Consider the following 16,751-nt stretch of genomic DNA (forward strand, 5'->3'; position numbering starts at 1 on the left):
ACTCGTAACAGGACATGAACAATATCTGCTCGCCTGAAATGTTGCTAGTCACCTGTCGAGGCCGGTGACACGGCCGGCCCGGCCTTCCGTCGCCCCGCTGCCCACTCCGATGAGCGGACGCGTCAGGCCGGGCAGGGGTCCTTCACGGGGCGTCGGTCTCGCTACCTGACAGGAAATCAGCCTAAAAATGCGGCGTGAGAGCCCCGACGTAGGCATGAGGTCATGCCGATGGCGGCCGAGCCCTCACGGGCGAGCAGCTGCGCCCTGGGACAACACGTCAGGCCGCAGACAGAGCGGAAAAGCCGCATGGACCGACGCACGCCCGCCGCTCACCGGGGATGCCGACCCCGCCGCCCCACCCGCGCCCTGCTGCCTGCCGACGCCGACCGCAACACTAACGCGCCGAAGTACCGTCCAGGAACGAGTCGAGGAGGTGGCCGCCCGCCATCGCGGTCCCAAGACGAGGCACGTCGCCCAGCAGCGTCGATGAACACCGGGAGCCCTCGCCCCCACAACAACTCGGCAGCACGGCAAAGGCGACGACCGAACGGGAATGGTGCCCACGTTCCCGGGACATGAACGGCCTACTGAGCGATTGAGGCCGACTACGCTGGCGTCCACGTCACCCCGCCGCGGAACGTCGGAAGAACCGTCACGTCTGCTCTACTGCGCTGAAACTCGGTTGCTGCCAGTGACTGTCCATTTAAACGAGGCAGACACACCTAGGGCGATGCAAAACGTCATTTGTTATCTCAGAGTACGAAATCAATGGAGCCCTGTCAGGCCATGGGGAAAGCAAAGGCAACTGGGAACGATTTGAATGGGATGCACATACTGTCGGGGCCAACGTGTCTGAAAGCAGCAGAAAGACTGGGGCTTGAGCACGGATACCAACTGATTAGGTCCCACAGGCTGAGGTAACGGGCACCGGGTGCCTGGAGGTGTCGCACCGTCCCAAGGGTCAAAGGAAGAACACCACACGGCTGCAGGTACCCATGCCTGAGCCACTGACGGAGGCGCAGCAGCAGAAGACGAAAACAAGGCATCAGCGGTTCAGGCATCTGCAAGAGCCTGTCCATCGCCCCAGAGAGCAAGATTGCTCGCCTGTAATAAATTCACCCGCCTGCGCTGCTCCGCACGAAGTTTTGAGAAGCACGGGCCCCGACCCCAATTGCTTACTGTCAACCTGGCCTATCAGGAACGCCGCCGCCTCGTCTGCCGAGCGGCTTCGTGGCCGCAGGGCCTCGCCTGTGGATTGCCGACCGAACGTTGCGCTACGCCCAACGACATGACTTTTTTCCGTACGGACATTCCGACGACCGACACCTCGACTTCACCGGCAAGAAGGCGGCATGTCGGCCCCATCGGGTCGGCGCATCGGCGGATCGGCTTGCTCCACCAGTGACCACGCCATACACGGTGTCCTGGAAACAAGGCTCTTCTCTGCGTTCCGGGCACAACGGCAGTTCCCTGCTGTTCCGCCCGCCGCAGGGCGCACCATCACGGCGATTCAGAGTGGTCTATCTCTGGGTCGCCAGATTTCAGCGGTCTAATTTTAATACCATGCGGTTTCTGATAGGCTCTCAGCTCGATTAACCGGTCAAAGAGGATCATTTATTTAAATAACGCGCGGAGCGGATTTTCATACAATCGCGGATTGCGAAAAGCCGCAGCCAACGAAGTTGGCTGCTGGTGGCGAAGCGCGCGGAGCGCGGGGTCACCGCCGCGGCGGCGGCGCGTCGTGTCTGTGGAGTAGAGCGCGCGCGCGCGTGCGCGTGTGTGTGCGCGCGCGCGTGCGCGCGCGCGCGCGCGCGCGCGCGCGCCCACCTTCCGCAGACACGACGCGCCGCCGCTACGCGGCGGTGACCCCGCCGCGCTCCGCGCGGCTAGCCGGCGGCTTCGCCACCGGTACAGCCAACTTCGTTGGCTGCGGCACGAATTGCTCCGCAATTTCGGCCTTCCGGAAATCGCTCCGCGATTTCCGGTATGAAATCCGCTCCGCGCATTTCATGGCTGGCTACAAGATAGAGAGGTGTCCTCTTTTGACCGGTTGTCAACCCTTGCTCTCCAAAGGAGATTTGAGAGCCTATCAGAATTTTCACATGGCAACAAATTAGACCGCTGGGAGTCTATCTCTGCTAGGACGACCTAGCAGAGATAGACCACTCCTGAATCACTGCGTATTAAGCCCAGGAAGGCGGAGATTAGCGCCCACTACATCTCCATAAGGGTTCTGGGCGGGCAGACGCTTCAGCAGCCCGTAAGTGCCGTTGATTTGAACGGAACACATGGTCAGAGAGGGCCTTGCGGTTGGCCGTTGGTTCGCCTTCCAGGACACCGTGTATGGCGTGTCCTTCGTGGAGCAGATAGTCGGCCGATCAAAAATCGATACTAGTCGTTTCCGGATTCATGCGCCGATTCCAATGGAACCGACGTATGCGTATGCCGCATAGTCAGAGTCGAGGTCGGTAATGATGTCATCCCAGATTTCGTCCAGGGTGTCCGTGTCGTTCTGGGCCCAGGCATCGATCATGTCGTCCCAGACGTACCGTGCCTGCACCGAGCGCTCACTGACGTTCGGTCGGCGATACCGCTCATCCACAGCCGTCTGGTCGACGGGGTAGATCTCGATCCTGCGGCCGCGGCTTCCGTTGTCCAGTAGGCGCTTCAGTGCGCCCGAACGGACGAGGTTGTCACGGCGGCGTTCCTGATAGGCCAGGTTGATGGCTTCCAACTTGGGTCGGCTGGGGCGTGTCCCGCGCTCCCAGGAGCGCAGCAGGCGGGTCGAGATTCCGTGCTCTCGCAAGACTTCGCGGCCGGGGCGGGTGTTGAGGTAGCGCAGGCGGGCGGAGAGCCCTCGGTGGGTTGTTACGGGCGAAGCAATGCTGCTCTCCCGGGCGATGCGGTCGAGCTCGCCCGCGAGTGCCTGGGCGCCGCTGATGCCTTGGGCGCCGTGTTTCTGCCACTCGCCCCATAGGTCGGTAGCTCCGCCGGCCATGGTCTACTCCCCCAGCGTGTAGGTGGTCTTCGCCTTGACCTGGGACAGATCACGGCCCTCCAGGAACACCGATTGCCAGTCCCCTGTGACGTGCAGTTCGTCGGTTCCCGACATCTGCACGACTGTCAAACCTGAGGTGTGTGCTTTATGCGCTTTCAGCCACAGGTTGGCGAAAGCTTGCGAGCGAATAGTGTGCATCCAGTCAGGGCGTCGGATTTCCCGGTTCGCGCTGCTTTCCCCGATAGTTGACACGAACTTAGAATACATTGATTTCACGTACTCTAGGGTCACTTCGTCATTTTTTGAAATGGCGTTTTTGCGTACTTCGGCGAGAGTGCGGCGCATTTTTTCCAGTAGCCCTTCGGAGGCTCCGGATGTCCATGATTCGTGGATGACGGGTGCCTGGCAGTAGCCGAGTTTCGCGCAGCGCAGTAGAAGGCGGAGCGTGGGTTCGGTGACCCACAAGTCTCCCGGTTCTTTCCGTGCGCCGAGCGGCGAGGGGAGGTCTGGTTCCTCCCAGATGGCCGGGGTGACACGGTGGACGCCGGAGCGCTTGGCGTCGTGGTAGTCGCCCTCGGAGTGGACCAATTTCCCGATCGGGAGCCATGTCTTCAGTGCGCTGAGGTAGGCCGCGTTCATGTCCAGGGCGGTTACGTTGAGGGTGACGTGTCCGGCGCGGGCGGCGCGGTGCAATTCTTCGGAGCGCCATTTCGGGCGGCCTTCCCAGATCTGGTCGGCGCCTTTCTGTGATGCTTTCTTGAGGATGGCAGCTGTGGGCGGGAACTCCGAGTGTTCGTATCGGCCGCCGACCCTGGAGGCGGCGAACAGTGCCATCACGTCTGGGACCGCGGTCTTGATGAGCGCGGCCCGCGCGGTCGCCAAGTCCCCTTTGTGCGCTGCTAGTTCCTCCTCGACTCGTTCCTGGACCAGGTCTGCGAGCGGGCCCGTGGGCGCGGCCGCCTGCTTCGAGGCTGGCGGCGCGGCGTTCTCCGGCTCCGAGGGGGCCGGGGTGGGTGTTGCGGCCGGTTTGGGGAGGTCGAGGGGGGCGGGGGTTCGTTGCCCGGCGTTCGCGATGCGGTCGGCGGGCAGCTTCGCCAGGGCGTGGGTGGGACCGGCGAGGAGGTCCAGTACGGGCATCCCCCAGTGAGCGGCGAGGCGGTCGCAGTCCGTGAGAGTCCATGCGGCTTTTCCGCTCTGTCTGCGGCTGACCTGACTTTGTGTCAGTCCCAGGGCGGCTGCCAGTGCGGACTGCTGCTCGCCGGTGCGGTGCGCGAGTGCGGTCACCGTCACCCTGAGGGTTTCCTCGGTACTCATCAGCATGACCTCATACTACGTCAGGAATGCGCTTTCCGCATACACAATCCAGTATTTACATTTTTTAGGCTGGTTTCCTGTCAGACGCCCTAGCGGGACAAGGCTCGGCCTGTTGCCCGGGCCACCGTGAGGACCCCCCTGCCCGGCCTGACGTCCGCTCATCGGGTGGGCAGCGGGGCGACGGAAGGCCGGACCGGCCGTGTCGGTCCGAGCGGTCATCGGTGGCCCTGACTGGGCGATGATCGGTGCGAAGCGACGGGCAGAGCGAGATGTGATTCGCGCCGCCATGATCGCACCACCAGCAGGCCCACTGAGGCCGCGAAGCCTGGCGGGCCGGCTACCCCGTCGAGGTACGTATCAAATCCCGGAGCCGCGCACACGAGGCCGCCCCCACCACGCCCTTCGCCCGCTCAACCCGGACAAGTCCGGTGGCGTCTCTTGGTCGCCAAGCGAGGGCACGCCCCGCCTGCCGGGCTCGGCGGCCTGCGAGACCGCAGAGTTCGACGAGGGCATCACCGCCGGGGGGGGGCCACGCCCCCCGGCTTGGCATCCCGGGCCCCGTCCGACCGCACTCATTTGACCGGATGCACCCTCCGCTTTACTCTCGAATGAGTACGGAGGCAGCATCCGTTTTGATGCGGCCGCAAGATCACCTGACCGGGGAGGGCGCATGAGCGCCAGTGAACAGCGGGGCCGCAAGCCCCGTGCGGACGTCCAGCGCAACCGCGCCGCCCTCCTGGAGACCGCGCAGCGTCACTTCCTGCAGCACGGGGTCGGCACCTCGCTCGAGGCGGTGGCCAAAGATGCGGGGGTTGGGCCCGGCACTCTGTACCGGCACTTCCCCACGCGGGAGGCGCTGCTTGCGGCCGTGCTGCAGACGCGCTCCGAGGAGTTGGTGGCCCGCCAGGCGGACATCGAGCAACTCGGCGACCCGACCGAGGCATTGGAGCAGTGGCTGCGGGCGATGGAAGACTATTTCAGCGCCTTCAGCGGGCTGCCGGAACCGCTCATGGCTGCGGCCCGGGCACAGGAGCCGGACAATCCGCTCACGATTCCCTGCGGCATTCTCATCACCGCCACCGACGAGCACGTGAAAGCCGCGCAGAGCGCAGGGTACGTGCGCGCGGGCGTGAGGGGCTACGACCTGTTCCTCGCAGCCTGTTCCACTGCCTGGATCAAGGGAAACGGCATCGACGAGGAATCACTCGACCGCCTCCGCACACTCATCGCGAGCGGCTACCGCCGGAGGAACAATCAGCCGTAGACCGCCGCAAGCCCCGCTCCCACCACCCAACCATCACACCCCGCTGCCCTGGGGCAGCACAACCTCCCAAGGGACAAATTATGAAAATTACTGTTATAGGCGCTGGCGCCATCGGCGGAAACCTCGCTGCCAAGCTCAGCACGGTCGGTCACGACGTCCAGATCGCCGATGCTCGCGGCCCCGAGGCCGTCCGGGCCGAGGTCCTGGAGTCCGGGGCCCGCGCAGCGGACCTCGCCGACGCCGTCCAGGGCCGCGACGTCATCATCCTGGCCATCCCCTTCGGGGTGGCGGGGAAGCTGGCCGACCTGTTCGCCACGGTCCAGGACGAGACGGTCGTCATCGACACCTCGAACTACTACCCGGGCACACTCAGTGAGCCGATCGAGGCTGTCGACAACGGCCAGGTCGAGAGCGTGTGGAACGCCGAGCAGCTGGGCCGCCCCGTGGTCAAGGCGTGGAACGCCGCCCTGGCCGGGACCCAGCAGGCCAAGGGTGTCCCGGCAGGCACCCCGGGCCGCATCGCCATCCCCGTCGCCGGCGACTCCGAGGAGGCGCGGCGTGTGGCCATGCAGCTCGTGGACGACACCGGCTTCGACCCCTACGACGCCGGCACGCTGGCCGATTCCTGGCGCCAGCAGCCGAACAGCCCCGCCTACTGCACCGAACTGACCCTCGACACCCTGCCGGCAGCCCTGGCCGCGGCCGACCGCGCCAAGGACGTCCGCGTCCGCAACAGCCTGCCGGAGCGCTTCGCCGCCCTCCCCGCCAACCCCACCGTCGATGATGTCGTCGAGATGAACCGCGCCGCCCACCGCTGACCCGCCCGGCGCCGCCGCCTACGTATTCGGGCCAATACGCAGGCGGCGGCGTCACGGACGCAAAGAACACACACCCCCTGTTGCGGCGTACAGCTCCGGCACGACCCGCTTGCCAAGCGCCCCGATTGGAGAGGGCGGTGGCACGTCCTGTGCCGTCTTCATGCCGACCGCCTCGTTCCACGCCACACCCCTGTCGCCACCCCGCTCGGCAGACCCGAACCGCTACGGCGGGGAGTAAGTACCGCAGAGAGGAATACCGCGCTCGGACCGGCAGGGCAGGAAGGCCGCAGCCCGCGAGAACCTGGTATTCCGCTCCCCACATCGCCCTCCTGTTCATGCCGACATTCGGCGACGGGGTACGGCCGGCCGGTGACATCGGGATGTACGCGCAGAACTTCCTGCTCGCGCTGGCGACCCGGGGGTTGGACGGCATCCCCCAGACCGCGCTCGGGTTCTACGCCGACACCATCCGCGAGCACCTGGGTGTTTCGAAGGAGCTCAAGCTGCTGTTCGGCATCTCCTTCGGCACAGCCGACGTGACCGCACCGGCAAACAGCTTCCGCATGGGGCGCGTCCCGCTCGAGCAGAGCGTGGTCGTGCACGGCACCCCTGGCGTCCTGGCCGGGCAGTAGCTCTTCCTCTCGCACTGAACTGACGTCACGGCCACATCACCACGCAGTTCCCCCACCCGGGCAGCCCTTGCTTTCCGCCGCGCCTCGCGCAGTGGGGGAGCTGCGTGGTTCCTGGTGTTTCCGCCGCGGGTTCGCGCCCGCCGTCTCAGGCGCCCGCGCCCCCTCCCCTCCCTCCGGACCCGACCCATTTGCAATACGGAGGTAGCCTCCGTATTGTCGAGAGAGTAAACGGATGTACTCTCCGTTTTTTTCGCCTCGTCTGGAGAGACGGCTATGACAACCCCTCAGATGCTGCTGGCCATGCAGTTCACCAGCGGCTACGGATCCGAGCCCGGGGCATGGCGGCTGCCCGGGGCCAACCTGTCCAGCTACACGGACATGGACCAGTTCGTGCGTTACGCGCAGGCCGCCGAGCGCGGCAAGGTCCAGCTGCTCTTCATCGCGGACACCCCGGTCCTGGACGTGGACCTGGAGAACGAGCACCCACACCACCCCATCGACCCCCTCCTCGTCCTCACCGTCATCGCCCGTGAGACCGAGCGGATCGGCCTGGTGGCCACCGGCTCCACCACTTTCAGCGAGCCCTTCAATCTCGCCCGCCAGTTCAAGGCCCTGGATGTGATCAGCCACGGCCGGGCCGGATGGAACGCGGTCACCACCTCCCACCCGGCGGCTGCGGCGAACTTCGGCTCTCCGGTCCCGCCCCGTGCGGAGAAGTACGAGCGGGCCCACGAGTTCGTTCAGATCGTGCAGGCACTGTGGGGCAGCTGGGAGAAGGACGCCTGGGTCCTCGACGTCGAGGGCAAGCGGTTCGCCGACATGGGCAAGATCCAGCCGGTCAACCTGCAGGGCCGCCACGTCGCCTCCCGCGGTCCGCTGCCCATCCCACCGTCCGAGCAGGGCCAGCCGGTCATCTTCCAGGCGGGCGGCGGCAGTTACGGCCTGGAGCTCGCGGGCCGGTACGCCGGCGGCGTGTACGCCAACCCGATGACGATCGACGACGCCATCGCCCAGCGGGGGGCCCTGCGGGACGCAGCCAAGCGGGCCGGGCGCGACCCGGACGAGGTGAAGATGTTCGCCGGCTTCATGCCGACCATCGCCTCCTCCCGCGCCGCCGCCCTGGACCGGCGGCGCTTCCTGGACGAGTCCGTCGACCTGCGCCAGCGCGTGCGTTATCTCGGCGCCATGATCGGCCTGCCGCTGAGCCACGAGCAGCTCGGCGAGCCGCTGACCGCAAGCCAGTTGGCCGACGCCGTACCCAGTCCGCAGGACGCACGCTCCGCCCGCGCCCTCGAAGTGGCACGGGAGGGCTGGAGTCTGCGGGACGTCCTGGCGCACGGCGTCATCGACTACCACCCGGTCGTCGCCGGCACCGCCGCCGACGTGGCCGACCACATGCAGGAATGGTTCGAGGCGGGCGCCTGCGACGGCTTCTCGCTGGCTATCGACGGCTACCACGACGGCGTCGACGCCTTCGTCGACCAGGTCGTGCCGCTCCTGCAGGAACGCGGCCTGTTCCACCACGACTACGAGGGCGGCACCCTGCGCGAGAACCTCGGGGCCCGCGCCCAGTACGGCCTCGATCCCCGCGTCGCGGAAACACCCCGGTCATGACCGCCATCCACGTCCCCGACAGCGTCACCTTCCAGGCGTTCCGTGACGCCATGGCCACCGTCGCCTCCCCCGTCGCCGTGGTCACCGCCATGGACGGCCACCGCCCGCACGGCACCACGGTCGGCGCCTTCGCCTCACTGTCCCTGACGCCCCCGATGATGCTGACGTCCCTGGACAACCGCTCCCAGCTGCTAACGATCATCCGCCGCACCGGCCGCTTCGGCCTCAACGTCCTGGGCGCCCACCAGGCCGACCTCGCCGGCGTCTTTGCCCGCTCAGGACCGGACAAGTTCGACGGCGTGACCTGGTCACCGAGCCAGGAACTGCCCCGCCTGCTGGGCTCGGCGGCATGGATCGCCGCCGAGGTCGACGACTACGTCGGTGCCGGAGACCACACCGTCCTGCTCGCCCACGTCCACGCCGCCGAACAGGGTGAGGGCGACCTGGGAATTCTCAGGCCTCTCACCTACCACCAACGCTCCTTCGGCACCCACACACCGCTCGCTTCCTGACGCTGCGGCCACTTCCCCTCGGGCCACTCCCCCGGCCCCGTTCCCCAACCCACCGGCGGGCCACCGCAGTCACCAGCCCCTGCCTGCTTGCCTGCCACAGCGCGAAAGAGATCACGCACGTGTCCCTCAACGAAACGTCTACGCACGCCGCTCCGGACGCCGTCAGCCCACCGCCCTCCCACCGCGCCGGTGACAAGCTGCCAGCTCGGGACTCCCTCATCATCTGGGTACTGACCCTCTCCACGTTCATCGCCCTGCTGAACGAACTGCTGGTGGGCGTGGCGCTGCCCACGCTGATCGACGAGCTCGACATCACGCCGAGCACGGGACAGTGGCTCACGACGGGCTATCTCCTGACACTGGCCGTCCTCATCCCCGCCACCGGCTTCGTCATGCGTCGGTTCAACCTCCGCACGATCTTCATCACCTCGATGTCGCTGTTCACCGCCGGTACCGTGATCGCCGCCGTCGCTCCGGGGTTCGGCGTGCTGTTCACCGGTCGCATTATCCAGGCAGTGGGCACGGCCTCCCTGATGCCGCTCCTCATGGCCACAGTGATGCGCCTGGTTCCCCAAGGCCGCCGGGGCCGGATGATGGCGCTGGTCACCGCCGTGGGCGCGGTGGCGCCCGCGGTCGGACCCGCGCTCTCCGGAATCATCGTCTCCCAGCTCAGCTGGCGGTGGCTGTTCATCCTCGTCCTGCCCGTCGCCCTGGCCGGACTGGTACTGGGAGCCGCCAAGCTGCGCAACATCACCACGCCCGAACCGACCACGCTGGATGTGCTGTCGCTCATCCTGTCCGCCGTCGGGTTCGGCGCGCTCATCTACGGTCTGGCCACGATCGGTGAGTCGGCCTCCGGCCACGCGCCCATCCCGCCTTACCTCCCCATGGTGGCCGGGGTCCTCTTCATCGCGGCGTTCGTCCGCCGGCAGATCGTCCTGCAGCGCACCGATGCCGCGTTCCTCGACATGAGGATCTTCCGAACCAGCTCGTTCACCGTGCCGCAGCTGGTCATGGTCGTCGTCCCGCTGATCGGGTTCGGCGTGCCGATGGTCCTGCCGCTGATCCTCGCCCACGTGTCCGGACTGAGCACCATGGAGATCGGCTTCTTCATGCTCCCCGGCGGAGTGGTGGTCTCCGTGGTCTCAGCCCTCGGCGGGCGGCTCTACGACCGCGTCGGGCCGCGTCCCCTGGCGATTCCCGGAGCAATCATCTGGACGGCCGCCCTGTGGTTCCTAAGCCGAGTCGACGCGGGCACCAGTACCACGACACTCCTGATCGCCTACCTCATCATGATCGTCGGCCAGGCCCTCATGTGGGCGCCGATGACGACGTCCGCACTGGCCTCGCTGCGTACCGAGCTCTACCCGCACGGCAGCGCGGCGTTCAACACCGTCCAGCAGTTGGCAGGCGCCGCGGGCGGCGCGATCCTGGTCTCGGCCTACACCATCGGGTCGCACGCACAGGACGCCGGAACGCTGAACCTGGCCCAGTCCGTCTCGGCAGCGCAGGCCGCCTTCACGACGGCGGCGGTCGTCGCCTGCCTCGCCATCATCGGAACCGTCTTTGTCGGCAAGGCCAAGCAGCCCGCTCGACGGGACTGAGCCGGGGATGCCCACCGGACCACCGGCGCCCAGGTATCGCTCGATCCTGGCGCCGGTGTTCCGGTGGTCCGCAATCAGCAGCGTCCGGTCGAGCACCGCCACCGGTGCGCCGCGCTGCCCGAACCCCTCACGCACCCTTCAACCTTCCCCGAACACGTCTCCCGCCGGCCCTCCAGCAGAGCCGGCAGCAGGGATCGAAAGACCATGAAACTCTCTCTCGTCGAGCTCTCCACCGTCACTCCCGGCAGCGACAAGACCCAAGCCCTCAAGGACTCGGTCAAGGCCGCGCAGCAGGCGGAGGACCTCGGTTACCACCGCATCTGGTACGCCGAGCACCACGACTCAGCCAGCACCGCCTCCACCGCGCCCGAGATCCTCATCGCCCTTGCGGGCAGCGCGACTTCACGCATCCGGGTCGGCTCCGGCGCGGTCCTGCTCAACCACTACAGCCCCTACAAGGTCACCGAGACCTTCCTCCAGCTCGAAGCCGTCGCCCCGGGCCGCATCGACCTCGGCCTCGGCCGCGCCACCGCGGGACCCGTCGTCGACCTCGCCCTGTGCCGCGACCGCGACGCACCGCCCGCCGACGACTTCGCCGAACAGGTCCAGGAGGTCCTCGCCCACCTGCACGGCGGCTTCCCCGCCGACCACCCCTTCGCGCGCCTGAACCCAGCCGCAGGCACAGTCACCCGGCCGGAGGTGTGGATCCTCGGCTCCTCGGGCAGCAGCGCCCGCATGGCCGGTGAACTCGGACTCGGCTACGCCTTCGCGGGCTTCATCAACCCTGCCGGCGCCGAACGCGCTCTGCTCCGCCACGGCGCGTTCACCGCGCCTGCGGCCCACGGGCCGACCAGCGGGCACGGAATCCTGTCGGTCAGCGCCGTGGTGGCCGACACCGACGCCGAGGCGCGGCGGCTCAACTGGACCAGGACCGCCCTCATGGCACGCCTGGGCCGCCAGGGCGCCGCCGCCCAGGTCCCCACCGTTAAGGAGGCCGAACGGGAACTCACCCAGACGCAGAAGGACGCCCCCACCGTCATCACGGACGGCCGCTGGCCCCTGCAGCTCGCCGGCAGCCCGGGGACCGTGCGGGACCAGCTGGAGCAGATGGCCAAGGCCACCGGCGTCGACGAAGTCATGGTCCAGGACATCATCGCGGACCCCGCAGCCCGGACACACGCTCGGACCCTGCTCGCCGAGGCCCTCGATCTCACCCCCGCCCGCAACTGACGGGCCATCGTTCCGCATCCCAGTAGTCCCGTACGTTTCTGGCGGCACTGAACCATGATCACCTTCGTGGTCCGCGTCGAAATTCACGTCGCCGCGGGTAACGGGGGCCACGGCTGTGCCTCCGTTCACCGGGAGAAGTTCAAGCCGCTCAGCGGCCAGGACGGTGGCAACGGCGGCTCGGCTACCTCGCCAATCGGCTCAGCCGTCTCGGTGTCGAGGACGAGCTGATGAAGACGGGTGCCAGGCACGGTGACGGCGTCGCGATCGGTCCCGAGGACAACGCGGTCGTCTTCGACTGGGAGCCGACGATGATGGCGGGGGCCGAGATGCTCGGTCGGCGTGGCGAGGACCACCGTATGGAGGCGCCGCGACCGGCGGCGCAGCGGCGCCGGGACCGGCAGGCGGAGCGGGACGAGTCGCAGCAGGAGTACGACGACTTCGAGCCGTTCTAGCGTCTGGCCTCCGGCGATCGGGACATCTGGGACACCACGGCGAGGCTTCATTCCTGCGGACCACATGCCGGCAGACGTCGCCCTCACAGAGCCGGAGGTCCGGCTCGCTCTCGCGCAGCCAGCAGGACATGCACAGCCCGCTCTGACCGGTAGTCGTCTCACGCGTCAGTGCGGGGGACGGCCAGGCGGATGGTGATGCCAGTCAAACCATGATCTTGGACAGCAGAGGACCCCGGCCATGTGACGGCCGGGGTCTCTCTGTCTCGTGCAGGTGTCGACTCAGCCGCAGCAGTCGCAGCCGAGCGGGCAGCCGCCGACGCCCGTCTCCCCGCTGCAGGCCCGAACCACCGCGGCGGGTCGGTGTCCTGACCTGGTCAGAATTCCGGTTCCACCTCTTCTTCCGCGATGCTCTGCACTCAGACCCAGGCGTCGACCGAGAAGCTGCCGCCCGCGGGACCCCGAACAACCGTGGCGGTCAGTTCCCTCACGCGGTCGGCAGGCATCGGAACGCCCGGGGTCCGAAAGATCCATCCCATCGCCTTGTCCCCGCTCATACCCTTGGGCACTTCCCCGTAGTAGGGCTTGCAGTAGACGAGCGTGCCAGGTTCGCTGCGCCAGCTGTCGGCGAGCGCGCCGATGTCCACCGCGTCGTAGCCGAGGATGTCGAGCAACTCCACAACCTCCGCCTTGGCGGCGGCATCATCGCCGGCGATCGGCATGGCACTGCCTCCGGCGCACCCGAGGAGCGGGCAAGGCTGAACAGCTGACTGTAGACGATGTTGCTGGCCGCCTTGACGACACGGGAGTCGACCAGGTGGCGCTGCACCAGCTCGCTGCTCGTCAGCTCGTTCGCGTCCAGCTCGGCGATGCGGCCGTCGCGCTCCGGGTAGTAGTTCAGCGTATCGATCACGATCTTGCCCGCCAGCGGCCCTGCCGGGATCTTCTCGTAGGCGCTCAGCGGGATGGACACCACCAGGTCCCCGGCCTCGGCGGCCTCGGCGGGAGTGGCAGCCCGGGCGCGGGGGCCGAGTTCGGCGACGAGATCCGCGAGGGACTCGGGGCCGCGGGAGTTGCTTACTGAGATTGAACGCGTGGTGTCGTAGGGGGTGACGGCTGGCCGGTGGCTGCGGTATCACCGAAGGCATGCGGTATCCACAAGGGGGCGGGCTGACCGCCGAACGGCAGCATTTTCGCGAAGAGTTACGGCTTCAGGCGGCTGAGCGGTTCGCCCGGGGCGAGGGCAGTACGGCGATCGCCAGAGATCTGCGGGTCAGTGTCCGCTCGGTCCAGCGATGGCGTCACGCGTGGGCCGAGGGCGGCCCGCGATCCCTGCGGTCTCAGGGGCCTGCGTCGCTGCCAAGACTGAGTGATCAGCAGTTCGCTCAGCTGGAGGCGGAGCTGGCCAAAGGGCCGGCCGCGCATGGCTGGGAGGACCAGCGTTGGACGCTGAGCCGCGTGAAGACGTTGATCGGCCGGCGCTTCCACCTGACGTACACGATCCAGGGCATACGCAAGCTGCTGGTGCGTAACGGCTGGTCCTGCCAGGTCCCGGCCCGCAGAGCGATGGAGCGGGACGATGATGCGGTCGCGGGGTGGGTCAAGGAGGTGTGGCCCCGCGCGGAAGGTTAGCGGCGGCCCGTGGAGCCTGGCTGGTCTTCGAGGACGAAGCCGGCTTCTCCATGACGCCGCCGCACGCCAAGACGTGGTCACCACGAGGCCGCACCCCGGTGGTCCGGGTCCGCGGCCGTTCCCGCAGAAGGCTCTCCATTGCCGCGCTGACCTGCTACAAGCCCGGCCACCGGTCGAGGCTGATCTACCGACCCCGCCGCGATGACGGCAACCGTGACGGGCGCAAAAGCTTCTCCTGGCGCGACTACCGGGACCTGCTGATCGCCGCCCACCAACAGCTCGACGGCCCCATCGTCCTCGTCTGGGACAACCTCAACGTCCACAAAGCCGCAGGTCTGCGGGAGTTCGCCGAATCCCGCGACTGGCTGACCATCCACTACCTGCCGCCCTATGCCCCCGACCTCAATCCCGTCGAAGGCATCTGGTCACTTCTACGGCGTGGATGGCTCTCGAACGTCGCCTTCAGCACCCCGAACACCTCGTCCAGACCGTCCGGCGCGGCCTGCGACACATCCAGTACCACAGCCACCTCATCGACGGCTGCCTCACCGAGACCGGCCTGACCATCCGACCCGCCTGACCAGCAGCACGACATCCCGAGTTCAACCTCAGTAGGACGACGTCCAGGCCCTGCGGCGACAGCAAGGCGGGCCAAGGTGCCGCCGATATTGCCACTGCCGATGATGCCGAGTGTCTTGCTCATGGTGCTCTGTTCTCCAATGGGATGAGGAAATGCCGGACCGACCACAGCCACGAACCGTAACCGGACCGACTGGTCACTTTAAATACCGTACCACCTAACCGGACCGCTCGGTCATGTTGCGTAGAATGGGCCCATGAGCACTGAAGAAGAAGCTGTTGCAGTGCCGCCTGCGCGACGGATGAGGGCCGACGCGGTGCGGACGCGTAAGGCGCTGTTGAAGGCTGCCGCGGAGGTGTTCGCCGAGCACGGCGCGGAAGGGTCCATCGCGCAGATCGCGGCACGGGCGGGTATCGGGAAGGGAACCGTCTTCCGGCATTTCCCCACAAAGGAGGACCTGTTCGCCGCGATCATCAGCGAGGAAATCGACGGGCTGGTGACAGTGGGCCGCCAGCAGGCCGAGCAGGCCGACGCCGACACCGCCCTGCTGCAGTTCATGAGCGCGGGCGTCGATCTCTACGCAAACAACCGGGCACTCGCGGAGGCCCTACGTATGGTGTCGGATGTCCGGCACCCGGAGATACAGGCCGGACAGGAGCAACTGATCGCAACAGCCGAGTCACTGGCGCGGCGGGCGCAACGCGACGGCTCACTCCGCGCGGACCTGAACGGGCAGGACGTGATGCTACTGATCTGCGGCGTGTACTACACCGCCGCACCCTTGCTGGCTGCCGATCCGGCGGCCTGGCGGCGCTACCTGCGGCTCACCTTCGACGGCATGTGCGCCACCGGCACCGGCACCGGCCCCCTACCCTCGGCACTCGCCCACAACCCCTTGCTGCCGACGATCCGGTAGGGGCGACGCGACCCGAACCGCGGCGCGGCCCCGTCGGCGTGCCGCATCACCTTCAGGGCCCCGTACTTGGGCCGTTCCGAGGCGGCGGCCCGGCGCGAGTTCCCGCATGGAGAACGGCTTGGTCATGTAGTCGTCGGCGCCGACGCCCCCGCCAGCGCATCCTGCTCAACTGACAATCCAGCGGACCCTGCGATCACCGGCTACGAAGATCTTGGGAGACCCGGCGAGCGCCAGAGCCATCGGAGAGTGTCGGGGAGGATCGCGGCGCCATGCATGGGTGTGTGCCCTCCCTGGCCGACTTCCAGCTTGTAGTCATAGCCGCGATACTGGAGGGCTTCGGCCATGTCACGGTTGGCGAGCTCCCAGTCGCCAAACACGATGTTGAGGTCTTTGTGTCCGGTCTGAAGGAACACCCGCAACGGCTTCTTTTCGCCTCGCCGGATCAGGGACGGGTAGGCGTTACCGCCTCGGATGTTCGTGAAACTGCCGCAGTGGCTGATGACATTGCCGAACGCGTCGGGGCGCTCCCATGCCACAGTGAATGCGCAGATCCCGCCCGAGCTGATCCCGCAGATCCCGCGGCGCGTGGGCTCGGCGGTGACGCGGTAGCTCTGCTCGATGCCGGGGAGCAGGGAGGAAGCTCGCGTAATCGCCACCGAGCGAGTCGTACTCCATGCTCCTGTTGTCGGATCCGCCGTACACCGGCATGCCGGGCCCGTTGGGGCCCGGATCGACGAAGACGGCGATCGTGACGGGTACGTCGCCGGCTGCGATGAGGTTGTCCAGCACGGCTGGTGTGTTGACTGTCGGGCTGAGGTAGATCTGACCACCGTCCAGGAAGACCAGCAGCGAGGCGTCGGCGGTGCCGTCGTACTGGCCGGGAACGTAGACCCAGTAGCGGTGTGGGACTCCGGCGTAGACGGTGGAATCGCGGAGCCGGTGCTCGTGAATCTTCCCTCGAGGGATTCCCGGCTGATGCTGGGAATCCTCGCCTAGTTCATAGGGTTCATCACCTGAGCAGCTATGGGCGAAGGCAAGACGGTCCCGCTCCGATATCCCGGTCCAATCTGCGGGGGGAAACTGCGGGTCGGTCGATTCGGTGGGCTCCAAGGCGGTGCAACTCCTTGCTGGACGAGCGCGTGGTGGACACAAGCGGCGAGCTGGGCGCTGCTGACATCGCCTCGAGAT

Annotated in this window: 13 protein-coding genes and 4 pseudogenes; 11 read left to right on the plus strand and 6 right to left on the minus strand. The window is 67.1% G+C overall.

Features of this window, described 5'->3' with window-relative positions:
* Nucleotides 1-2,407: 2,407 nt before the first annotated feature.
* Nucleotides 2,408-2,998: a hypothetical protein gene (locus tag OG452_RS00005; protein ID WP_327293503.1), complete on the minus strand. Its 591-nt coding sequence runs from the start codon at nucleotides 2,996-2,998 to the stop codon at nucleotides 2,408-2,410.
* 3 nt (nucleotides 2,999-3,001) lie between these two features.
* Nucleotides 3,002-4,318 (minus strand): helix-turn-helix domain-containing protein, encoded by a 1,317-nt coding sequence (locus tag OG452_RS00010; RefSeq protein WP_327293504.1) that lies wholly within the window; start codon nucleotides 4,316-4,318, stop codon nucleotides 3,002-3,004.
* Nucleotides 4,319-4,982: 664 nt separating this feature from the next.
* Here OG452_RS00010 and OG452_RS00015 point away from each other — a divergent pair.
* From OG452_RS00015 to cgtA, 9 genes and pseudogenes are all read left to right on the plus strand, one after another.
* A complete protein-coding gene (locus OG452_RS00015; RefSeq protein WP_327293505.1) occupies nucleotides 4,983-5,576 on the plus strand; it encodes a TetR/AcrR family transcriptional regulator in 594 nt (197 codons plus the stop codon).
* A gap of 80 nt (nucleotides 5,577-5,656) precedes the next feature.
* Nucleotides 5,657-6,394 (plus strand): NADPH-dependent F420 reductase, encoded by a 738-nt coding sequence (locus OG452_RS00020; protein WP_327293506.1) that lies wholly within the window; start codon nucleotides 5,657-5,659, stop codon nucleotides 6,392-6,394.
* Nucleotides 6,395-6,729: 335 nt separating this feature from the next.
* Entirely contained in the window at nucleotides 6,730-7,026 is a 297-nt protein-coding gene (locus OG452_RS00025; RefSeq protein ID WP_327293507.1) for a nitroreductase family protein, read from the plus strand.
* Nucleotides 7,027-7,299: 273 nt separating this feature from the next.
* Nucleotides 7,300-8,640, plus strand: coding sequence for an NtaA/DmoA family FMN-dependent monooxygenase (locus OG452_RS00030; protein ID WP_327293508.1), 1,341 nt, complete (start codon nucleotides 7,300-7,302; stop codon nucleotides 8,638-8,640).
* Entirely contained in the window at nucleotides 8,637-9,152 is a 516-nt protein-coding gene (locus OG452_RS00035) for a flavin reductase family protein (RefSeq protein ID WP_327293509.1), read from the plus strand. Before OG452_RS00030 ends, OG452_RS00035 begins: the two co-directional genes overlap by 4 nt.
* 119 nt (nucleotides 9,153-9,271) lie before the next feature.
* On the plus strand, nucleotides 9,272-10,756 hold the full coding sequence (locus OG452_RS00040) for a DHA2 family efflux MFS transporter permease subunit (RefSeq protein WP_327293510.1): 1,485 nt from the start codon (nucleotides 9,272-9,274) through the stop codon (nucleotides 10,754-10,756).
* A gap of 204 nt (nucleotides 10,757-10,960) precedes the next feature.
* Nucleotides 10,961-11,986, plus strand: a complete 1,026-nt coding sequence (locus tag OG452_RS00045) for an MsnO8 family LLM class oxidoreductase (protein ID WP_327293511.1) — start codon at nucleotides 10,961-10,963, stop codon at nucleotides 11,984-11,986.
* Between the two features lie 54 nt (nucleotides 11,987-12,040).
* Nucleotides 12,041-12,214 carry a hypothetical protein gene (locus OG452_RS35270; RefSeq protein ID WP_405559456.1) on the plus strand — a complete coding sequence of 58 codons (174 nt, stop codon included), beginning with the start codon at nucleotides 12,041-12,043 and terminating at the stop codon, nucleotides 12,212-12,214.
* A pseudogene (gene cgtA, locus OG452_RS00050) lies at nucleotides 12,136-12,438 on the plus strand (Obg family GTPase CgtA); the annotation flags it as partial. The gene OG452_RS35270 and the pseudogene cgtA, both read left to right, overlap by 79 nt.
* 416 nt (nucleotides 12,439-12,854) lie before the next feature.
* On the opposite strand, the gene OG452_RS00055 reads toward cgtA, so the two are convergent.
* Together OG452_RS00055 and OG452_RS00060 are read right to left on the minus strand one after the other, a co-directional pair.
* Nucleotides 12,855-13,157, minus strand: coding sequence for a hypothetical protein (locus OG452_RS00055; RefSeq protein WP_327293512.1), 303 nt, complete (start codon nucleotides 13,155-13,157; stop codon nucleotides 12,855-12,857).
* 230 nt (nucleotides 13,158-13,387) lie between these two features.
* Nucleotides 13,388-13,522, minus strand: a pseudogene (locus OG452_RS00060) (NAD(P)-binding domain-containing protein); the annotation flags it as partial.
* A 59-nt stretch (nucleotides 13,523-13,581) separates the two neighbouring features.
* Between OG452_RS00060 and OG452_RS35275 the strand changes: the two are divergent.
* Nucleotides 13,582-14,647, plus strand: a pseudogene (locus OG452_RS35275) (IS630 family transposase).
* A 301-nt stretch (nucleotides 14,648-14,948) separates the two neighbouring features.
* A pseudogene (locus OG452_RS00075) lies at nucleotides 14,949-15,476 on the plus strand (TetR/AcrR family transcriptional regulator); the annotation flags it as partial.
* On the opposite strand, the gene OG452_RS35280 reads toward OG452_RS00075, so the two are convergent.
* Nucleotides 15,461-15,619, minus strand: coding sequence for a hypothetical protein (locus OG452_RS35280; protein WP_405565175.1), 159 nt, complete (start codon nucleotides 15,617-15,619; stop codon nucleotides 15,461-15,463). The pseudogene OG452_RS00075 and the gene OG452_RS35280 sit on opposite strands and share 16 nt — an antisense overlap.
* Nucleotides 15,620-15,763: 144 nt before the next feature.
* Nucleotides 15,764-16,219, minus strand: coding sequence for an alpha/beta hydrolase (locus OG452_RS00085; protein ID WP_327293515.1), 456 nt, complete (start codon nucleotides 16,217-16,219; stop codon nucleotides 15,764-15,766).
* Nucleotides 16,220-16,751: the final 532 nt, after the last annotated feature.

This window comes from Streptomyces sp. NBC_01197 (assembly GCF_036010505.1).
GTDB lineage: Bacteria > Actinomycetota > Actinomycetes > Streptomycetales > Streptomycetaceae > Streptomyces.

Bases quoted from the DNA above. Each gene is read 5' to 3' on its own strand.
- OG452_RS00005 (WP_327293503.1), bottom strand. From the start codon at position 2,998: ATGGCCGGCGGAGCTACCGACCTATGGGGCGAGTGGCAGAAACACGGC.
- OG452_RS00010 (WP_327293504.1), bottom strand. From the start codon at position 4,318: ATGCTGATGAGTACCGAGGAAACCCTCAGGGTGACGGTGACCGCACTC.
- OG452_RS00015 (WP_327293505.1), top strand. From the start codon at position 4,983: ATGAGCGCCAGTGAACAGCGGGGCCGCAAGCCCCGTGCGGACGTCCAG.
- OG452_RS00020 (WP_327293506.1), top strand. From the start codon at position 5,657: ATGAAAATTACTGTTATAGGCGCTGGCGCCATCGGCGGAAACCTCGCT.
- OG452_RS00025 (WP_327293507.1), top strand. From the start codon at position 6,730: ATGCCGACATTCGGCGACGGGGTACGGCCGGCCGGTGACATCGGGATG.
- OG452_RS00030 (WP_327293508.1), top strand. From the start codon at position 7,300: ATGACAACCCCTCAGATGCTGCTGGCCATGCAGTTCACCAGCGGCTAC.
- OG452_RS00035 (WP_327293509.1), top strand. From the start codon at position 8,637: ATGACCGCCATCCACGTCCCCGACAGCGTCACCTTCCAGGCGTTCCGT.
- OG452_RS00045 (WP_327293511.1), top strand. From the start codon at position 10,961: ATGAAACTCTCTCTCGTCGAGCTCTCCACCGTCACTCCCGGCAGCGAC.
- OG452_RS35270 (WP_405559456.1), top strand. From the start codon at position 12,041: ATGATCACCTTCGTGGTCCGCGTCGAAATTCACGTCGCCGCGGGTAAC.
- OG452_RS00055 (WP_327293512.1), bottom strand. From the start codon at position 13,157: ATGCCGATCGCCGGCGATGATGCCGCCGCCAAGGCGGAGGTTGTGGAG.